Consider the following 19,081-nt stretch of genomic DNA (forward strand, 5'->3'; position numbering starts at 1 on the left):
CCTAAGGTCCTATTGCCCGCGTCTTATCCGGCGTCGATAGTCGAGAAGGCAAGCGGTGCCGCGCGGGCACAGAATATGGAGGCGAGACTATGTCCAGAATGGCCGATGCCAGCAACGTCGAAGACGCCGGACGTGCGCGCAAGCTCGACAACAAGGCGTATATGAAGGAGCTTGCGAGGCTTCATGTCGAACTGGTCCAGCTTCAGGAATGGACGAAAGCAAGCGGCGCGAAAATATGCGTGATCTTCGAGGGCCGCGATGGCGCGGGCAAGGGCGGCACCATTAAAGCGATTACAGAACGCGTCAGTCCGCGCGTCTTCCGGGTCGTCGCACTGCCTGCACCCACCGAGCGTGAAAAGAGTCAGATGTACATTCAGCGCTATCTGCCCTACCTGCCAGCAGCGGGAGAAATCATGCTGTTCGACCGAAGCTGGTACAACCGGGCGGGCGTCGAGCGCGTCATGGGTTTTTGCACCGATGAACAGGTGCAGGAGTTTCTGCGCGTCGTGCCACTCGTCGAACGCGCGATTATTCATTCGGGCGTGATTCTCCTCAAGTACTGGCTGGAGGTGAGTCCCGAGGAGCAAACGCGGCGGCTCGAAGCGCGCATCAAGGACGAGCGCAAGATCTGGAAGCTTTCTCCGATGGACATCGAATCGTACCGGCGCTGGTACGATTATTCACGCGCCCGCGACGATATGTTCGCGATGACCGACACGGAATTCGCACCGTGGCATGTCGTGATCTCGAACGATAAGAAGCGGGCACGCCTGAATCTCATTAGCCATCTATTGAGCCAGATTCCGTATGAGCCCGTGCGACGCGAAGCAATTCAATTGCCGTCGCGACAGAAGGCGAAGAGCTATCAGGAGCCCGCTTATCCGTATAAATATGTACCCGAAAAATTTTGACACGGGTTATACGGTTTGCGTATCCAGACGACTTGCACACGATATATCAGCGCTTCGAACCTTCGGCGGTGTGACGGCGCTTCATGTCCGTATTCCAGCCCTGAAACGCAATGCGGCACGTCATTCCAACGGCGTTCAGGCTATGTGCGGACAGCCTTAATAGACCCGGTGAATCATTCAGTCTTTTTTACTTGGTCGAGATCGAGGGTCAGTCAAATATTAGGGAAAATCTGACAACAAGCCTGTCATTTCATTACGCTTAAGTATATCTTTCTCAAAAGACGCGCAGACAGAACATCGTCTTAGCCGGGTCCGCGGTCGAATACTTCGCTATTAGTGGATCGCTGCTGAATTCACAGGTCGGTGCGCTGGCTCGTCAGCGAGAAGGTTCGCGGCCACGCGGCAAGCATCGGCTGCAAACTGCTGCAAATCGACGTTGCTGCTCGACACCGTAAGGCATCCTACGGAGAGTTCGATCATGAATGGTCTCAGGCATCATCATCGCAACGTAGTGTCCGAAGTCGTGGCAGCAGTTGAGCGGCTCATTTCTCCAGGGCGGGTTCGCGCCGCCGCTTCCGGTTCAGCGCTCGAGCTTATGGCGGGCACAATTAAGACACCCATGCATCTGCACGACGCAGGATTCCATCTCCCCCGCGACCGGTCGGCAGCGGGCCAGAATACGGTGCGTCGGGACCCGCGCAGCACACGCGCGCGCAGGCATTCCGCGGTAGCTCAAGCCGGACGGGCGAGCCGATTGAGCGCTGTGCTAGCCGGATATATACCCTGGTGGCACCGCCGCGCTGACGACGCGCCGTCTGGCTACGCAGGCGCCGATCTGAGGCCGCTGCTGGATGCGATGCCGGTTGCGGTGATGGTCATCGATGACGACTATCGGGTCATGCAGGTCAATGAACCGGCGGCGGCGCTCTTCGGGTATACGGCAAACGAACTGTGCAGCCTGTCCTTCATGCAATTGTGTCCGCGCATGGCGGACGACACCGCGCACGACACAGCCGACGACACAGCCGATCACACAGCCGACGACACAGATAAGCAGGCCATACCCTCGGGCGCCTTCGTGCCGGGTTCGCGCGCTGGGACCGCAGGCGTGCGACGCATGGCGGTCGCCCGGTGCAGGGACGGCGGCGAGCGTCCGGTCAGCGTGCAATGCACGCGATATGAAGCGGGCGCATCGCCGTGGATCGTGACTATCGTGGATCCGTGCGAACACGCGCACGCCTCCGCAGACGACCTGAAGAGTGTGCAACCCGCGCGGGTGTCGGATCTGAGCGAAATGGCGGCGGCTCTCGCGCATGAAATCAATCAGCCGCTCACCGCGATTCTCGGCAACGCGCAGGCGGCGCAGCGATTTCTCCAGTCGCCCGTAAGCGACCCTGACAATTTGCGGGAAGCGCTCGCGGACATCGTCGACGACAGCTTCAGAGCCACTGAAATTGTTCGCAAACTGCGCCAACTGGTCAGAGGCGCGACGCCCGAAACGCGGCCGCTCGCTATCGATACGCTCGTGCGCGGCGCGACCCACCTGATGCGCCGCAGTGCGCTCGCACTTGGCGTAAGCGTCACGCTCGACGTCGAAAAGCATTTGCCGCAAGTACGCGGCGACAACACGCAGTTGCAGCAGGTGATGATCAATCTGTTGCAAAACGCATTCGACGCCGTCGAACAGTGCAGTGCGGAACATCGCGTGGTCTCGGTGAGAATCAGGGCAGCGCCTCAGCAGGCAGGCGTCAGCATCACCGTGAACGATCGGGGGCAGGGGCTCAATGCGGACCAGGTCGGCGACGTATTCAAACCTTTTTTCACGTCGAAGATGCATGGGCTCGGCCTTGGCCTGTCGATCAGCAGTTCGATAATCTCGATGCATGGCGGCCGTCTGTGGGCCGACAACAACGATGATGGGGGTGCAACATTTCACATCCTGCTTCCATCGGCGGGCGACGCTGAAGGCCTGGCATCCGGTTCTCGCTATACGTCGTGAACGCTTCCGCTCCCGTGGTGTTCATCGTCGATGACGACGAACACGTCCGCACTGCTCTGGCACGACTGATCCGCTCCGCGGGGCATCGCGTGGAAACGTTCGCCAGTGCGGAAGCGTTTATCGAAGACGCCGATCTGGAAGCGTCTCCGGCATGTCTGTTGCTGGACCTGCAACTTCCCGATCTGAGCGGACTCGCGCTCCAACGCCGGTTGCACGAGTGCGTGCCGGTCATTGTCATCTCCGGTCATGGCGACCTGGATTCCGCCATCGATGCAATGAAGGCCGGCGCGGCTGACTTCCTGCCGAAGCCTGTCCATGACGCCGTGTTGCTCGACGTGCTCGAACGTGCGCTAGAACGGGCACGGCGCATTTTCGCGGCGCGCGCGGAACTCGCCGACATCCATAGCCGCCTGAATCAGCTTACGCCGCGCGAGCGCGAGGTGATGATGCTCGTGGTGGAAGGCTATCTGAACAAGCAGGTGGCGAGCGAACTCGGGGCGGCGGAAAAGACCATCAAGATCCATCGCGCACGTGTGATGGAAAAGATGAAAGCCGGTTCGCTTGCTGAACTCGTCCGTCTTGCCGAGAAGGCTCGTTTGGCACAGAGCGCAGACCCCGGGCGCTAGCAGAACGCATGCGTGTCGCCCGGGTACGGGCGTTCTGCCTATCCGTAAATCGTTGAAATTCCTCGTAATCCTTCGCAATCCGTCAGGGACGAGACCAAAGTCCTATTTCCGTCTACGCGCCGGACGGCTACGCTTCTCTACTCAATCGCCTTTTTGCCGCACCGTCTGAAAGGTCCGACACACCATATGGGTAATGCCACACCAACAACGGCCGTGGTCGACGATGAAGAGTCGGTCGGAAGGGCGATCAAGCGCCTGCTGAGGTCGGTTGGCATGGAGGCCGAGGTCTTCACCACAGGGGAACAGTTCCTCGACAGGCTGTCGTCGGTTCCGTCATTCCGTCCTGGCTGCGCGGTTCTCGACGTTCAGATGCCCGGCATCAGCGGACTCGATGTGCAGCGCCGGCTGGCGGGAAGTCTGATTCGCGTCGTCATCATAACGGCTCACGACGATGCCGCCGTGCGGGAGCAGGTTCTGGCCGCAGGCGCAGTCGGCTATTTGCGCAAACCATTCAACGGTTCGGTCCTGATCCGCACGGTCCAGATGGCGCTGGGCATTCCGCTCACGCCCTGACGCCGCTGTTGCCGCGTCTGCTACGCAGAGGCGCACGCGCCGCGATATGAGACCAAAGTCCCATTGCCCTGCCTTTGCGCGATGACCAAACTGGAATTCCCGCAGCCGTCAGCCGCGCTGACGCCATCCGGAGAATACGGTGATAAAGACCCCGGACGCATTTAGCCGGAGCATGCGATGAATACTGCCTCCGTTACCTGCTTGCTGCCAGGGCTGCCGGTGCGTCTTTCTCGAGCGCTGACGGGCACGCCCGACGATGCTGGGCCTATCCGGCATTCGCAGTCGACACTGCGGCAGTTGCTGATCCCGTTGCTGATGTCGATGCTGGCTCTTGCGCTGCTCGCGCTCGTCGCGGGCTGCGGCAAGAGTGAGGCATTGCCGCAACCCAGTGCGCCCGAAGTCACTGTGATGACGGTGACGCCGCGCGACACGCCTGTGCAGTTTGAATTCACCGCGCAGACAGAGAGCTCGCGCGAAGTTCAGATACGCGCGCGGGTCGACGGCTTCCTCGATCGGCGCGCGTACGTCGAGGGCTCGCTGGTGAAGACCGGGCAGACCATGTTTCTGATGGACCCGAAGCCGTTCGAGGCCGCGCTGCGTACCGCAAAAGGTCAACTGGCGCAGCAGCAGGCGCGGCACCAGGTGGCAAAGGCCAATCTGGCGCGCGTGCAACCGCTGGTGGCGCAGAACGCGTTGAGCAAAAAAGATCTCGACGACGCGGTCGGCGGCGAGGCGCAAGCCGCCGCGGCGGTTATCGCCGCCAAAGGCGAAGTGGACACCGCGAACCTGAACCTCAGCTATACGACGATCAAATCGCCGCTGACCGGCCTGTCGAGCTTCGCGCGGCAACAGGATGGCAGCTACGTCACGGCGACGCAATCGGGATTGCTGACGACCGTCTATCAGTTGGATCCGATGTGGGTCAACTTCAGCATTTCCGAGAATGAAATGCTGAGATACCGCGATCAGATTGCCACCGGACGTCTGCGCTTCCCTCCGAATAACGGCTTCACGGTGTCGCTGGTCCTGGCCGACGGCGGGGTCTATCCGGAGCAAGGCTCCATCGACTTTGCCAATCCTGCTTTCAGCACGGAGACGGGAACCTTCCTCGTGCGGGCCGTGTTCGACAATGCGAAGTCCGTCCTGCGTCCCGGACAATTCGTGCGCGCGCGCGTGGCCGGCGCGATCCGGCCCAACGCGATTCTCGTGCCTCAGCGCGCGGTGCTGCAAGGCTCGAAGAGCCACTTTCTGTGGGTCGTAGACAACGAATCGAAGGGCCATCAGCGGGTCGTCGAAGTCGGTGAATGGCAAGGCGACGACTGGTTCATCACGGACGGACTGAAGGCCGGCGAGCGTGTCGTCGTCGACGGCGCGATCCGCGTGACGGCCGGCGTGCCGCTAAAAATCGTCCAGCGGCCGACAAGCGCCGGCGGCACGCAATAAAGGACGGCAACGATGAGTATTTCCCACTACTGCATCGACCGGCCGATCTTCGCGTCCGTGATCTCCATCGTCATCACGCTGGGCGGCGCGTTGACGATGTTCTCATTGCCCGTCGCCCAGTATCCGGATATCACGCCGCCGCAGATCACGATCTCCGCCACCTATCCGGGAGCGAGCGCCGATGTTGTCGCCAACAATGTGGCCGCACCGATCGAGCAGCAGGTGAACGGCGCGGACAACATGATTTACATGAACTCGTCGAGTTCGTCGACCGGCAATCTGACCATTAACGCGTTCTTCGAAATCGGCACCAATCCGCAGCTCGCGCAGGTCGACGTACAGAACCGCGTGAACCTGGCACTGCCGCAACTGCCGCAGTCGGTTCAGGCGCAGGGCGTCCAGGTGCAGAAGAAGTCGTCGGCATTCATGATGGTCATCGCCATCTATTCGCCGGACCAGCGCTTTAACAGCACGTATATCGCGAACTACGCGAACATCTATGTGCTCGATGCACTGAAGCGCATTCCCGGCGCCAACCAGTCGAGCATCTTCGGTACGCCTGACTACGCGATGCGAGTGTGGCTAAAGCCCGACCGCATGGCGCAGCTCGCGATCACGGCGACCGATGTGCAAACCGCGGTGCAGAACCAGAACCAGCAGTTCGCGGTCGGCCGCATCGGGCAGTCGCCTACGGGATCGCCCGTCGAACAGTCTTTCGCGGTGACGACAAGCGGCCGTCTCGCCGAGCCGGCGCAGTTCGAAAACATCATCCTGCGCGCCGCCAGCGAAGGTTCGGCGATCGTGCGGCTGAAGGACGTAGGCAGGGCCGAACTCGGGCAAAAAGACTATTCGATCCGCAGCCGTTTCCAGGGCAAGCCCGCGACGATCATCGCGGTTTATCAGCAACCCGGCGCAAACGCGCTCGATGTATCGAAGCAGGTGCGCGCGAGTCTTGCGGAACTCAGCAAGTCGTTCCCGGAGGGCATCAAATACGACATCGCGATGGATACAACGGAGTTCACGCGAGCGTCCATCTCCGACGTGATCCACACGTTCTTCGAAGCGCTGGTGCTGGTCGTGATCGTCGTGTACATCTTCCTGCAAAGTCTTCGCGCGACGCTCATCCCGGTGCTGGCAGTGCCGATTTCGATTGTCGGGACGTGCATGGGCATGGCGCTGCTGGGTTTCTCGATCAACATGCTGACGCTCTTCGGGATGGTGCTCGCGATCGGCATCGTGGTTGACGACGCGATCGTGGTGATCGAGAACGTCGAGCGCAACATGACGGTCCACAAGCTTCCTCCGAAGGAAGCTGCCAAGGCGGCGATGGACGAGGTCGCGGGACCGGTCATCGCGATCGTGCTCGTGCTGTGCGCGGTGTTCGTGCCAGTGGCGTTCGTGAGCGGGATCACCGGTCAGTTATACAAGCAGTTCGCTATCACGATTGCGATCTCGGTGGTCATCTCCGGTCTCGTGGCACTGACCTTGTCGCCGGCGCTGGCCGCGGTGCTGCTCAAGAGCACGCACAAGGAGAAGAAGGGCTTTTTCCGCTGGTTCGAGAATGCGTTCGCGCGAATGACAAGCGGCTACTCGCGCGCGATCCAGTTCATCATCAAGCGCTTCGTACTAGGCTTGCTGATCTTTGTGGGCATGATCGCGCTGACCGTGGTGATCGTTAAAGCCATTCCGGGTGCGTTCCTGCCGCCCGAGGACCAGGGCTATCTGCTCGGCGCGGTCCAGTTGCCCGATGCCGCGAGCCTGGATCGCACGGCGTCGGTGTCCGACCAGGTTACCGAGTACTTCATGAAGCAGGAGGCGGTCGGCAGCATCACCACGGTCGACGGTTACAGCTTGCTGGATGTCCAGAACAAGAATAACGCCAGCACCTTTTTCGTCGGCCTGAAGGGTTTCGACGAGCGCTACACGCGCGCGAACCGCAGCACGCAAAACGCAAAAGCGGTGCTGACGGACGCTTACCGGACCTTGTCGAAAGTGACGGCCGGGCTCGTCATTCCGGTCAATCCGCCATCCATTCCAGGCCTCGGCACAACGGGCGGAACCGAAGTCTGGATACAGAGCAAGGGCGACGCGACGATTGATCAGCTCGCCGGCGTCGTTCAGCAATTCATCGAGCAGGCGCGCAAGCGCCCCGAACTTTCGCGCGTCACGACGACGTTCAACGCTTCGTCGCAGCAGTTGCTGGTCGAGGTGGACCGTGAGAGGGCGCAGACGCTCGGCGTGCCGATTGAAGACATTTACAGCTCCATGCAGACGATGTTCGGCTCCCTCTATGTCTCGCAATTCAACCGCTCCAGCCGGCTGTGGCAGGTCATCTTGCAGGCCGATCCGGTGTACCGCCTCAGGCCTCAGGATCTGGATCAGATCTTCGTGCGCGGCAAGAGCGGATCGATGATTCCTCTGAGGGCGGTCGCGACTTACCGATACGTCACGGGTCCCGATCTGCTGACGCGTTTCAACAATTTCCCGGCGGTTCTGGTCACGGCGAATGCGGCGCCCGGCTACAGTTCGGGCCAGGTGATCAGCACGCTGGAAGAACTCGCCGCGCAGATGCCCGCCGGCTACGGCGTAGCGTGGAGCGGTGAGGCTTATGAAGCACGCAAGTCCGGCGGGACCTCCGGCGCGGTGTTCATCTTCGGCCTGATCATGGTGTTCCTGATCCTCGCCGCCCAGTACGAAAAGTGGTCGCTGCCGGTCGGCGTGCTGATGGCGGTTCCATTTGCGCTATTCGGGGCATTCCTCGCGATCATGATGCGCGGCCTCGAAAACGACATCTATTTCCAGATCGGTCTCACGATGCTGGTCGCGCTCGCGGCGAAGAATGCGATTCTCATCTTCGAGTTCGCGGTGATCAACCGGGAGGCGGGCGCGTCGGTCCTGGATGCGACCGTGCGCGCGTCCGAAGAGCGGCTGCGCCCGATCGTCATGACCTCGCTCGCGTTCATTCTCGGCTGCGTTCCGCTCGCCATCGCGGTGGGCGCGTCGGCGAACAGCCGGCATTCGATCGGCACCGGCGTGATCGGCGGAATGCTCGGCGCAACCGTTATCGCGGTGTTCTTCATCCCAATGTTCTATTACGTGCTCGAATCGTGGTCGTCACGCAAGAGCGGACCGAAGACCAAGCCGGGGGCGGACGCCGGCACCCCCGTGCCGGTGACGCCTGTGGTGCCCGTGGTGCCCGCTGCGGGCGGTCCCGGTGCGCCCAACGCCACGCCTTCAGCCAGGCACGAGGACGACTGACATGCGTGGACCGGCATTCGAGCGCCTGCTTGCGGTTCTTGTGCTGACCAGCCTCTACGGCTGTCTGCTCGGGCCGAACTACGAGCGGCCAAAAACCGAGGTGCCGGCCACGTTCCGCTTCAGCATGGAACAAACCGCCGAGACCGCGAACACCGTCTGGTGGGAGCAGTTTCAGGACCCCGTTCTGAACGAACTGATCGCCGCGGCGCTCGCCGATAACCTGGACGTCAAGATCGCCGCTGCGCGCGTCGAAGAATTTCGCGGTCAGTTCGTGACGACTCGCTCCGGACTCTTTCCGCAAGTGGGAGCCAACTTCGATGCGTCGCGCCAGCGCGCGTCGCAGAGCGGCGCGGTGCCGCTGCCGGCCGGTGTCGGCGCCGTCTATAACCAGGTCGATGCGAGTGTGTCGGCGTCGTGGGAAATCGATCTGTTCGGCAAAATCAGGCGTCAAAGCGAAGCCGCGCGCGCGAATCTGCTCGCGAGCGAAGAGGGCCGCCGCGGGACGATTCTTTCTCTCGTGGCTTCCGTCGCTTCGTCCTACATCAATCTGCGCAGCCTCGACAAACAGTTGGACATTGCCAAAGCGACCGTGCAGAGTCGCGCCGACTCGGTCAACGTATTCACGTTGCGCTTCAAGGGCGGCGAGGTATCGCAACTGGAACTGGCGCAGAGCCAGTCCGAATATCAGGCGGCCCGCGCGACGCTTCCGCAACTCGAAGCGCAGATTGCAGTGCAGGAGGATGCGCTCGCCGTGCTGCTGGGACGCAATCCCGAACCGATCGTGCGCGGCCACGATCTCGATGCGCTGGCCGCGCCGACAATCCCGTCCGGGCTGCCGTCCGATCTGCTCGAACGCCGCCCCGATCTGCTGCAGGCCGAGCAGAATCTGGTCGCACAAAATGCGCTGATCGGCGCAGCCCGTGCGCTGTATTTCCCGTCGATCTCGCTGACCGGGCTGTTCGGCTCGCTCAGCACCGACTTCGCCAGCCTGTTTTCCGGACCCGCTCGCATATGGTCGTTCGCCGGTGCGGTGTCGTTGCCGATCTTCACGGCCGGCAATATCGAAGGGCAAGTGCATCAGGCTGAGGCACGGCAACAGGAAGCGCTTTTCGCCTACCGAAAGGCGATTCAGGTCGCGTTCCAGGAAGTCTCCGATGCGCTCATCAACCTGCAAAAGTCGGGCGAACAACTGAGCGTGCAGGGCGACCAGGTGAACGCGCTCGCCATGTACGCACACCTCGCGCGGCTGCGCTACGAAGGCGGATATACGAGTTACATCGAGGTGCTCGACGCCGAGCGGAGTCTCTTCAACGCGCAGTTGAGCTACACGCAGACGCAGGGCGTCCAGTTGACGTCGTTCGTGAATCTGTACAAGGCAATGGGCGGCGGCTGGGTTATCAAGGCACAGGAACTGACGCAGCCGCCCGCCGTCCAGCAGCCGATAGCGGGCGTGCCCGCAGCCGAGGCCCAACGATGACGCGCGCCACTCTTCTCGCCTGTCACGAATGCGACCTGCTGCAACGGGATGCAGGTGTTCCCGAAGGCGGCGTGCTCCGGTGCCGGCGCTGTCATGGCGAGCTTTACCGCAATCGGGCTGACTGGCTGGGCCGCGCGTTCGCGCTCTCGTTAGGCGCGACCGTTTTGCTCGTGATCGCCAACTCGTTTCCGATCGTGGGGCTTTCGGTGAACGGCACGCTGGTCAACACCACGCTGATCGGCTCGGTCCGCGTGCTGTACAGGGACGGAATGTGGCCTATCGCCGGGCTCGTTTTCGCCACCACCATTCTCACGCCCATCCTGCACATTGCTACGGTGCTGTGGTTGCTCGTGCCGTTGCGTTTGAATCGTGTGCCGTGGGCCGCCGGCGTCGTGTTCCGGCTGTCCCGTCTGGTTCAGCCGTGGGGCATGATCGAGGTGCTGATCCTTGGACTGCTGGTCGCGCTCGTCAAGCTTTCCCACATTGCCAGCGTCGTTCCGGGCATCGGCCTGTGGTCGTTCGGCGCGCTCACGCTGACGCTCGCCGCGGTGGGCGCGGCCTTCGATCCACGCAGCCTGTGGCTGCACATCGGCGCGCTGGAGCAGGGCGGCAGCAACGCGTCCGGCGAGCGTTCCGTGCTGCGCGGCTGGCTGAGCGCGGCCGAGTGCGGGCTGGTGCAATGTCACGACTGCGGCCTGCTTGCGAGGGCGCCCGCCCATGCGCACGAGCTGTCGTGTCCGCGCTGCGGAGCCTCGGTGCATCGTCGCAAGCAGGACAGCCTCGCGCGCACCTGGGCGTTTCTATTCGCTGCAATGGTGCTGTACGTTCCCGCCAACGTGCTGCCGGTCATGTACACGAGTTCGCTTTTCGGGGCCGCGAAAGACACCATCATGAGCGGCGTCGTTTATCTCTGGACATCGGGCTCGTGGTTGCTCGCGCTCGTGGTGTTCATCGCGAGCATCGCGGTGCCGATGCTGAAGATACTGGCGATCGCATTTCTCTCACTCTCGATACAGTTTCATTCGCGCTGGAATCCCGAACAGCGCGCGCGCATCTATCGGGTGGTCGAACTGGTCGGACGGTGGTCGATGCTCGATATCTACGTCATCACCATGCTGGTCGCTCTCGTCCAGTTCAAGGCGCTGGCCACGATCCAGGCAGGACCGGCCGCCGTCGCGTTCGGCGCGGTCGTCGTACTGACCATGTTCGCCGCCATGTCGTTAGACCCGCGTCTGATCTGGGACGAGGCCACGCAAGATCATGCCGGAATCCGGAAACACACCTGAGCTGCCGGATCTTCCGGAGGCCGTGGCTGCGCCGCGCGCACGCTGGCGGCTGCAAGTCGTATGGCTCGTGCCGATCGTCGCCGTGCTGATCGGCGGATGGCTGGCCGTGAAGGCGGTTCTCGACGAGGGGCCGAAGATTGCCATCACATTCATCACTGGCGAAGGGCTGGAGGCGGGCAAGACCAGGATCAAATACCGCGATGTCGATATCGGCGTCGTCAAGGAAGTCAGTTTGTCGAGAGACCACAAGCATGTGATCGCGACCGCCGAGGTCGTGAAGGATGCGTCCGATCTGCTCGTGGACGACACGCGTTTCTGGGTCGTGCGCCCGCGCATTTCCGGCGGCACGGTATCGGGCCTTGGGACGCTGCTCTCCGGTTCGTTTGTCGGAATGGATGCGGGAGGTTCGCCCAAGGCGCGCCAGCAATTCACCGGGCTCGAGACGCCGCCCGTCATCGCAAGCGATATTCCAGGGCGCGCTTTCGTGCTCAAAAGCAAGGACATGGGCTCGGTGGATGCCGGCACGCCGATCTTTTACCGGAGGTTGCAGGTGGGACAGATCACCTCCTTCGCTCTCGATCCGGATGGCAGAAGCGTGACCTTGCACGTGTTCGTCAATGCACCGTACGACAAGTTCGTGAGACCGGACACGCGCTTCTGGCATGCGAGCGGCGTGGACATTGCATTGGACACCAATGGCGTGAAGATCAACACGCAATCGCTCGTGTCGATCCTGGTGGGCGGCGTCGCTTTCGACACGCTCGAGCATTCGCTTAACGAGCCGCCGGCCGCGGCCGGCGCATCGTTCACGCTGTTCGAGAACCTCGGCGAAGCAATGAAGCGGCAAGACCGCATTGTCACCCGGTTCGTCGCCGAGTTCGACGACTCGGTGCGTGGATTGACGGTCGGCGCGCCGCTCGATTTTCGCGGCATCACGATCGGCGAGGTGAGCGGCATCTATACCCGGTTCGACCGCGAGGCCAGAAAGCTCAGTATCGTGGTGGAGGTCGCCTTCTATCCCGAACGCTTCACGAACCGTTATGAGAGTGGACCGACGGGCGGGCCAGTGGTGAAGAACACGCGCGATTTCGCCGATTACCTCGTTTCCAAAGGCCTGCGCCTGCAATTGAGAACCGGCAATCTGCTGACCGGGCAGCGTTACCTCGCAGTGGACTTCTTCCCCGATGCCCCGAAGAGCAAAATAGACTGGAACAAAAATCCACCTCAATACCCGACCGTTCCCAACACGCTGCAGTCGCTACAGGATTCCATGTCGCGGCTCGTGGCGAAACTGAACACCATTCCGTTCGAGGCGATCGGCAAGAACGCGCAAGCAACCCTGCAAAGCGCGAATTCGCTGCTTACGCATGTCGACAAGGACGTGGTTCCGTCAGCGAGAGACGCGTTGACCGCAGCGCAGGGAACCATGACTTCCGCGAACGGCGCGCTGCAGCCGGACTCGGCGCTGCAACAGAATGTCGGCGACGCGATGAATCAGCTCGCGCAAACGGCGGCCGCCGTGCGCACGCTCGCGGATTACCTCGAGCGCCACCCCGAGGCGCTGGTGCGCGGCAAGCGGGAGGAACAGCCATGAGACGCGGGCCTTTGTTTATCGTCGCGATGTTAGCCGCACTAATCGTGCTGCCGGTGCTCGCAGGCTCGCTGCTCGGCGCGTGCGGCAGGTCGGCTACGGCGAGCTTCTACACGCTCGGCCCTGACCGCACGCTCGGGCCGCTTACGCCGGCTACGCCGGTGAACGTGGTGGTGAGTCCGGTCACCGTGCCGGACATACTGGACAGGCCGCAGATCGTGACGCGCCTCGGTAGTAACCAGGTGACGCTCGACGAGTTTGCCCGCTGGGGGCAGCCGCTCAAGGGCGGCATCGCGCGTGCGGTCGCCGGCAACCTGGCGACGCTGCTTGGATCTCAACGGGCGTCGATCTTCGATACCGGTCTGGATGCAACGCGTACGTGGCGCGTGCGGGTGGACGTGATGCGTTTCGATGCAATGCTGGGCGAATCGGTCACGATCGAGGCGCTGTGGACTGTGCTGCCCCCGGGCAAAGCCGTGCCCCTTGCCGGAAAGTCGCTTGTGCGTGAGGAGATGAGCACGCCGGGTTACGAGGCCCTGGTGTCGGCCAGCGACCGGGCGCTCGGCGGCGTGAGCCGCGAGATTGCTGCGGCCATTCAGACGAGCGCGCCTCAATAGGAAATGCGTCGGCCTGGTGTGCTGTGCATTCACGAGCGTTGCAGCGAACAGAAGCCGGCAATGCGTCGCCACTCTGCAGGGCGGCAGTGCCAGTCACGCGACGTATCGCGCAATTTGCTCGACAGAGCGGGGCCTGACGATTGTGGTGGCCGAACGCCAGGTCCGGCTGATTATCAACGCTGTGGCTGCACTTCTGCCCAGCCGGGTCCGGGATCGAACGACGTCATCGCCTTCGCCTTGGCCGCGCTGTCCGGACCCAGGTCACGCTCGTAGACCTGGCCCGCGTGACTGACCATGAAGCTTTTGATACCCGTGTCGCCGTATCGCACGGGCCACGCGACGACAGCAAAGCCGCCATAGAGCTTGCCATGCGCGAGATAGTCGTAAGCGCCGCCTGGTGCGTGCGGTCCTTGCGAGGTCAGCAGCCTGTATTGGTAGCCGTGATAACCGGCATCCGCTGACTGACGCGCGCGCGCCTGAATGAACGCGGGTCCCAACGGGCTGGCCGGCGTGTTTGCCTGCGTCGGCCAGTAGAGGCCGTCCTGTTTTCCGGGCGAACTCGCGAGCTTCGACGCATAGGAAAGCAGGCCGTCGCCGTCGTGATCCGTGAGCGCGTAGTCATGCTGAGCGTCATAGATAGCAAGCATGGTCTGGATGACGGCAAGTTCGTTGCGGCCGATCCGGCGTTCCCGCATTTCTTCGGCGCCCGCCTTCATGTCGAACTGCCATCCTGTTGTCCGCTTCACGAGTGGGATGGGAAAGGTCCAGTTGTCGGTGCCGACCGCAATGCGCGCATGACGATCGTCGATCTGCTGCACTGTATGCGACTGAGCCCATTCATCGAGAAAGCGGCTGCGGATCTCGGCGCCGACGGGTGGAATGAGCGTGCGGAAGTTCTGACCGAGAATGGATTGCAGTGCCGTCTCTTCGTTGCGGCTGACCGCTTCGCCCAATGCGTTCATCGCGGCATCGGGAGAACGGAAGTCTTGCTCCGCATGCGCCGAGGGCAATCCGCCCAGAGCCATTGCACATGCAAACGTGAAGATGCGCAACGCGCTGTTTACGGTGCGCCGCCGGCTTCGTGACATCGATGACATGTTGTGGTCTCCCTAACGTCTTCCACCGCGTCCACCGCCCGCGCGCATGCCACCTCCGCCTCCGCCTCCGCCGCTCGGGCGGCTGAAGTTCGAGCTTTGCATGCTGGAACGCCCGCGATCGGCGCTGCGCTGAGTTGCGCCGCCCGCGCCTACGCCCTGAAAGGCATTGTCGCGCCCTCCGCCGGCAGCACCGCCTGCGCTGCCTGCGCCTACGCCGCCACCTGCGCCGCCTGCGCGGTCGCTGGCGCGGGACACTTCGCCGGTACTCGGGCGGTTCGAGACGCCGCCGCGATCGCCTGCGCTCGACCTGTCCGCTGTTCCTCCGCGATTGCCTGCATTCGACCTGTCCGCCACCGAATCACGATTACCCGCATTCGATCTGTCCGCTGCCGAATCGCGATTACCCGCGTTCGTGCGGTCGCCGGTTCTGCCTCGATCGCCGGCGTTCGCACGGTCGGCAGTATTGGCACGTGCGCCGTTGCCGGAGTCGCGGCCGCGAAAGTCGTTACGCCCCTCGGCCCCACCGACGTTGCGCGAATATTTGTCGCGAGTGGCATTGTCGCGATACGCGACGCCCTGGCGATGGCTGCCGTCGTGCTGCCAGCGTCCGCCGCCCTGGACCTTGGTGCGGTCGAAGTTGCGGTCGATGTTGGCGGCCTTGTTGACGTTGATGTTGACGTCGCCGCCTCCCCAGTTGCAATTACCGAAGATCGCACCCGCGGCCGCCAGCCCGACGCCCCATGCGAAGCCGGTCATCAGCGCGCCGCCCGGGTAGTAGGCTGGGTAGGGCGGCCAGTAGGTCGGCGGATAAGTCGGGTAGCTCCACGAGCCGTAGACCACAGTCGGGTTATACGCGGGTACGTAAATGACCTGTGGGTTCGAAGGCTCGATTTTGACGATGGTTTGCCCACCGGCGGGCGCCTGCTCCACCACGACGTTCTGCTGTTCGTTCGACTTCAGGTTGCCCGATTCCTTGGCGCGGGCGCGGAGTCTCTGAACGGCATCGAGTACGTCTTTCTGCTGCGCCAGGAATGCGTCGCCGAGTTTCTGCGTCCAGTCGAGCTTGTCGTTCATCGGCTCGAGAATTTGCGGGAAGGCAACCATCGATTTAACGCTGACATCCCACGGCTGATTCTCGACGGCTTTCACGGCGGCGTCGCCCTTGACTTTCGGATTGGATTTGACCCAGCGCGCCGCGTGCACGATCTCGAGCGGATACGTGGAGGCCATGAGCACCTGCGACAGCACCGAGTCCGGATAGAGAGCGATCGGCGCGACCAGCGCCTCTATTTCTTCGGGCTTGAAGGGCTGCGTTGGCGGTGCAGCGTCGTTTTGCGCATGCGTGATACCTGTCGTCATGGCGACGGTCAGGGCGACCAGTGACCACCGGCATAGCGCCGTGCTCCATCGTTGATTCCACAGGAACATGGCCGCTCCTTCGGGATGGTAAGAAGGTGTCCGAAATAATCGGGCCGGTTGTGAACGACGGTGAATTGCAGATACTATGCTGAACACGAAATAGTGCTTAATACAATCTTAGAACATCCCCGGGATGTTGGAACCTTAATGCCGACATCATTTGCCGATTTCATGCGGCAGATCGCGAAGTTTTATTCACCGCGAGCCGCTACGCTTCGTTAATCGATGCGGCGCTCGGGGCAATTGCGAGAGCGTGACACGGTCGCCATTCATTCATCGAATGGCTTCGCGGGCGATTGGCGGATTTTTCATGACGATGTCTGAAATGTACCGCCGGCCCGAGAGGTGCCGATACGAACTGGAGTGCGTATGCGCAGCACAGCCATGAAGTCGGCTTCAAACCAGTTGCGCGCGCGGCGCCACCGTGCGAACAGTAGGGCGATAACGTGCGCGGGTATCGTCCTGATTGTGATCTCCTTGCAGTCCCGCGCGCAGGTCGCGCCGGATGCGCTGTCGAGCCGCGCCGTTGTAGGCGGTAACGTGAAACGGCACGCAGATGCGGTACTCGCCGTCATGAGCTACACGACAGTACCCGATGTGACCACCAGTTCGCTTTCGATCAATAGCGGCACCACTGGCAATCCCGGATTCGGCCAGACACAACTGGGCGGTGGCTTCACGCTCAGCAAGTCATTTCCGTTGTATCTGGAAGGCACGCTGGCGTATAGCCGCTACGATCCGACATTTGTCGCCACGGATGGCGCGCAACAGCGGCCATTGCCGACGCGCTGGAACACGTTCAGCACGACGGCGGGCATCGGGTGGGACTTCCACATCACCGATGAACTGGTATTTCGGCCGATACTGAACGGCACCATCGGGCGCGTTTCGAGCGATCTGAGGGTAGGGCAGACGGTTATCAATCGCGTCACGGACAGCAATCTGCAGTTTCTCGACAACGGCTCACTCGACGCATACGGCTATGGCGGCTCGCTCATGCTCGATTACGAGCACTATCGGGAGAACTATGAAATCGACGTCGAACTTCGTGCGACGGATATCTATCTTCGCAGCTTCGGTGGCTCGTCCGAGGCGGTGCAGGGTTCGGCGACCGCGCAGCAGTTCAGCCTGTGGGCCCGCTGGCGCGCGCCTACCGGTTGGCACGCGCTGGACCGGCCCGTGCGCTACGTGCTCGAAACTGCCTATTCGCACTATTTCGGGGACAGCGCGGGCGTGCTCGGATTCAACGACCTGACGTCATTGGGTGTGGGACTTGAACTCGATAGCAGCAGGTATCCCGTTGTCATTACCCGCACACGGTTGATCGCAAGGTATGTTTTCGGGCACAACGTGCACGGCGTTTCGATCGGCTTCGCTGTGAGTTTTTAACGCAGCGGGCGGCGAGAAGAATGCGACTCATGTCTTCCTGCCACCGCTGCACGGCGCTCGCGTTGAACGGCGCTGGTTTTCTTCGGCACGTATACGACCAGTTCTGGAAAACATGGCTCCGCCGCACTAATATGTTTAGAGAACCAGCGCTGATTGCCGAGGTCGTGATGAAAAAATCGGAAAGACGGGTTGCAATCGCATTGGTCGGCGTCGCTATCTGGCTGGCTGGTCTCTATGCGACCATCACTGGCTTGCTGTACGACCGCCAACCCGAATTCCGCTATGGCGTACTCGCGGTTTTTCTGGGTATCGCGATCGCGGTGATTGCGCTCAACCTGATATCCGTTCCAGGCCTCTCCAGCAAAAAGAAGCCGGTCTCACGATAGCACTGTGCGTGCTGCGGACCAGCTTCTCACCCGAGTGGCGCGGGCGGTTTGTTCTTTCCCTTCTTGATGACGTTCTGGATAGCGCTCCGCTGCAACTGGCTGGCGGAATTAGCGCGTATCCGATACACGGAGACATCTCATGTGCCGCTGGCTCGCTTATTCCGGCAATCCCCTTCAGCTTGAAACGGTGCTTTTCAACGCGAAGCATTCGCTGATCGATCAAAGCCTTCATTCGCGTCTCGGCCACACGACGACCAATGGCGACGGTTTCGGGATCGGCTGGTACGGCCATCCGACCGACATTCCGTTTCGATACCGCTGCATTCAGCCGGCATGGAGCGACCGCAACCTGCGCGAAGCGGCGCGGGCAATCCACGCGCCGATGTTCATGGCGCACATCCGGGCCGCGACCGACACGCCGTCACAGGAGACCAACTGTCATCCGTTTCGTCATGGCCGCTGGCTGTTCGCGCACAACGGAGTAGTGCGCAAGTATCCGGCCGTGCGCCGCGACCTGATGGTCGCGATTGCGCCCGAACTGTTCGCTTCTATCGAGGGCTCGACCGACTCGGAAGTGCTGTTCTTCCTCGCGCTAACCTTTGGTCTGGAACTCGCGCCTGTCACTGCGCTCGAGAGGATGGTCGCGTTCGTCGAAGAAACGGGCCGCCGCCACGGCGTTGAAGAGCCGCTGAACATGACCGTCTGTGCAACCGACGGCGAGCAGATTATCGCTGTGCGTTATTCGAGCGAACGGCAGTCCCGCACGCTGTTTCACAATACGTCGTTCCGTCAAATGCACGAGTTGTATCCCGACGATCCGCGCATTGCGATGGCCGGGCAGGACGCGTTTCTGGTCGTGTCGGAGCCGCTCGCCGATTTGCCGGGCTGGTGGCAGGAGATTCCGGAGAGCACGGCGGTGGTTGCGCGCGGCGGCGAGGTCGAGCGGTTTGCATTCGAGCCGCGAGCGGCTTGACGATCGTCGCAAGCGCCGCGCTTGTCCGCGGCGAAG

15 protein-coding genes are annotated in these 19,081 nt (G+C 62.0%); 13 read left to right on the forward strand and 2 right to left on the reverse strand.

The annotated features are described in order from the left end of the window. Positions 1 to 89: 89 nt before the first annotated feature. The 10 genes from ppk2 to BGRAMDRAFT_RS01150 all read left to right on the forward strand — a co-directional run bounded on the left by ppk2 (position 90) and on the right by BGRAMDRAFT_RS01150 (position 13,781). Positions 90 to 911, forward strand: coding sequence for a polyphosphate kinase 2 (gene ppk2, locus BGRAMDRAFT_RS01105; protein ID WP_006046774.1), 822 nt, complete (start codon positions 90 to 92; stop codon positions 909 to 911). 763 nt (positions 912 to 1,674) lie between these two features. Continuing rightward, the gene (locus BGRAMDRAFT_RS01110) at positions 1,675 to 2,910 is read left to right on the forward strand and encodes a PAS domain-containing sensor histidine kinase (protein ID WP_232292216.1); all 1,236 of its coding nucleotides are present in this window, start codon (positions 1,675 to 1,677) and stop codon (positions 2,908 to 2,910) included. Further along, complete coding sequence (locus BGRAMDRAFT_RS01115) at positions 2,907 to 3,536, forward strand: response regulator transcription factor (RefSeq protein WP_006046776.1); 630 nt, start codon at positions 2,907 to 2,909, stop codon at positions 3,534 to 3,536. Before BGRAMDRAFT_RS01110 ends, BGRAMDRAFT_RS01115 begins: the two co-directional genes overlap by 4 nt. A gap of 186 nt (positions 3,537 to 3,722) precedes the next feature. Next, complete coding sequence (locus BGRAMDRAFT_RS01120; protein WP_029965773.1) at positions 3,723 to 4,109, forward strand: response regulator transcription factor; 387 nt, start codon at positions 3,723 to 3,725, stop codon at positions 4,107 to 4,109. Positions 4,110 to 4,424: 315 nt separating this feature from the next. After that, positions 4,425 to 5,552 carry an efflux RND transporter periplasmic adaptor subunit gene (locus tag BGRAMDRAFT_RS01125; protein WP_371026833.1) on the forward strand — a complete coding sequence of 376 codons (1,128 nt, stop codon included), beginning with the start codon at positions 4,425 to 4,427 and terminating at the stop codon, positions 5,550 to 5,552. Positions 5,553 to 5,564: 12 nt separating this feature from the next. Beyond that, on the forward strand, positions 5,565 to 8,810 hold the full coding sequence (locus BGRAMDRAFT_RS01130; RefSeq protein WP_006046779.1) for an efflux RND transporter permease subunit: 3,246 nt from the start codon (positions 5,565 to 5,567) through the stop codon (positions 8,808 to 8,810). 1 nt (position 8,811) lies between these two features. Beyond that, complete coding sequence (locus tag BGRAMDRAFT_RS01135; RefSeq protein ID WP_006046780.1) at positions 8,812 to 10,287, forward strand: efflux transporter outer membrane subunit; 1,476 nt, start codon at positions 8,812 to 8,814, stop codon at positions 10,285 to 10,287. Further along, positions 10,284 to 11,573, forward strand: a complete 1,290-nt coding sequence (locus BGRAMDRAFT_RS01140) for a paraquat-inducible protein A (RefSeq protein WP_006046781.1) — start codon at positions 10,284 to 10,286, stop codon at positions 11,571 to 11,573. The genes BGRAMDRAFT_RS01135 and BGRAMDRAFT_RS01140 overlap by 4 nt, the downstream gene beginning before the upstream one ends. Next, the gene (locus BGRAMDRAFT_RS01145) at positions 11,548 to 13,167 is read left to right on the forward strand and encodes a PqiB family protein (RefSeq protein ID WP_006046782.1); all 1,620 of its coding nucleotides are present in this window, start codon (positions 11,548 to 11,550) and stop codon (positions 13,165 to 13,167) included. Before BGRAMDRAFT_RS01140 ends, BGRAMDRAFT_RS01145 begins: the two co-directional genes overlap by 26 nt. Next, positions 13,164 to 13,781, forward strand: a complete 618-nt coding sequence (locus BGRAMDRAFT_RS01150; protein ID WP_006046783.1) for a PqiC family protein — start codon at positions 13,164 to 13,166, stop codon at positions 13,779 to 13,781. The genes BGRAMDRAFT_RS01145 and BGRAMDRAFT_RS01150 overlap by 4 nt, the downstream gene beginning before the upstream one ends. Positions 13,782 to 13,954: 173 nt before the next feature. Here the strand turns inward: BGRAMDRAFT_RS01150 and BGRAMDRAFT_RS01155 are convergent, their stop codons facing one another. Beyond that, positions 13,955 to 14,878: a DUF2950 domain-containing protein gene (locus tag BGRAMDRAFT_RS01155; RefSeq protein ID WP_006046784.1), complete on the reverse strand. Its 924-nt coding sequence runs from the start codon at positions 14,876 to 14,878 to the stop codon at positions 13,955 to 13,957. A 12-nt stretch (positions 14,879 to 14,890) separates the two neighbouring features. Further along, on the reverse strand, positions 14,891 to 16,306 hold the full coding sequence (locus BGRAMDRAFT_RS01160; RefSeq protein WP_006046785.1) for a DUF3300 domain-containing protein: 1,416 nt from the start codon (positions 16,304 to 16,306) through the stop codon (positions 14,891 to 14,893). Positions 16,307 to 16,666: 360 nt separating this feature from the next. Here BGRAMDRAFT_RS01160 and BGRAMDRAFT_RS01165 point away from each other — a divergent pair, with 360 nt between their 5' ends. The 3 genes from BGRAMDRAFT_RS01165 (at position 16,667) to BGRAMDRAFT_RS01175 (ending at position 19,045) form a co-directional block, all read left to right on the forward strand. Then, positions 16,667 to 17,686, forward strand: coding sequence for a hypothetical protein (locus BGRAMDRAFT_RS01165; protein ID WP_006046786.1), 1,020 nt, complete (start codon positions 16,667 to 16,669; stop codon positions 17,684 to 17,686). Positions 17,687 to 17,715: 29 nt separating this feature from the next. Then, on the forward strand, positions 17,716 to 18,072 hold the full coding sequence (locus BGRAMDRAFT_RS35175; RefSeq protein WP_232292200.1) for a DUF2964 family protein: 357 nt from the start codon (positions 17,716 to 17,718) through the stop codon (positions 18,070 to 18,072). Positions 18,073 to 18,211: 139 nt separating this feature from the next. Continuing rightward, positions 18,212 to 19,045, forward strand: a complete 834-nt coding sequence (locus BGRAMDRAFT_RS01175) for a class II glutamine amidotransferase (RefSeq protein ID WP_006046788.1) — start codon at positions 18,212 to 18,214, stop codon at positions 19,043 to 19,045. Positions 19,046 to 19,081: the final 36 nt, after the last annotated feature.

Origin of the sequence: Paraburkholderia graminis C4D1M, assembly GCF_000172415.1 — a bacterium.
Taxonomy (GTDB): Bacteria; Pseudomonadota; Gammaproteobacteria; order Burkholderiales; family Burkholderiaceae; genus Paraburkholderia; species Paraburkholderia graminis.

Excerpts from the sequence above, each read along its gene's own strand:
- BGRAMDRAFT_RS01130 (WP_006046779.1), top strand. The coding sequence starts at position 5,565 with ATGAGTATTTCCCACTACTGCATCGACCGGCCGATCTTCGCGTCCGTG.
- BGRAMDRAFT_RS01155 (WP_006046784.1), bottom strand. The coding sequence starts at position 14,878 with ATGTCATCGATGTCACGAAGCCGGCGGCGCACCGTAAACAGCGCGTTG.
- BGRAMDRAFT_RS01150 (WP_006046783.1), top strand. The coding sequence starts at position 13,164 with ATGAGACGCGGGCCTTTGTTTATCGTCGCGATGTTAGCCGCACTAATC.
- BGRAMDRAFT_RS35175 (WP_232292200.1), top strand. The coding sequence starts at position 17,716 with ATGTCTTCCTGCCACCGCTGCACGGCGCTCGCGTTGAACGGCGCTGGT.
- BGRAMDRAFT_RS01175 (WP_006046788.1), top strand. The coding sequence starts at position 18,212 with ATGTGCCGCTGGCTCGCTTATTCCGGCAATCCCCTTCAGCTTGAAACG.
- BGRAMDRAFT_RS01165 (WP_006046786.1), top strand. The coding sequence starts at position 16,667 with ATGCGCAGCACAGCCATGAAGTCGGCTTCAAACCAGTTGCGCGCGCGG.
- BGRAMDRAFT_RS01140 (WP_006046781.1), top strand. The coding sequence starts at position 10,284 with ATGACGCGCGCCACTCTTCTCGCCTGTCACGAATGCGACCTGCTGCAA.
- BGRAMDRAFT_RS01125 (WP_371026833.1), top strand. The coding sequence starts at position 4,425 with ATGTCGATGCTGGCTCTTGCGCTGCTCGCGCTCGTCGCGGGCTGCGGC.
- BGRAMDRAFT_RS01120 (WP_029965773.1), top strand. The coding sequence starts at position 3,723 with ATGGGTAATGCCACACCAACAACGGCCGTGGTCGACGATGAAGAGTCG.
- BGRAMDRAFT_RS01160 (WP_006046785.1), bottom strand. The coding sequence starts at position 16,306 with ATGTTCCTGTGGAATCAACGATGGAGCACGGCGCTATGCCGGTGGTCA.
- BGRAMDRAFT_RS01145 (WP_006046782.1), top strand. The coding sequence starts at position 11,548 with ATGCCGGAATCCGGAAACACACCTGAGCTGCCGGATCTTCCGGAGGCC.
- BGRAMDRAFT_RS01135 (WP_006046780.1), top strand. The coding sequence starts at position 8,812 with ATGCGTGGACCGGCATTCGAGCGCCTGCTTGCGGTTCTTGTGCTGACC.
- ppk2 (WP_006046774.1), top strand. The coding sequence starts at position 90 with ATGTCCAGAATGGCCGATGCCAGCAACGTCGAAGACGCCGGACGTGCG.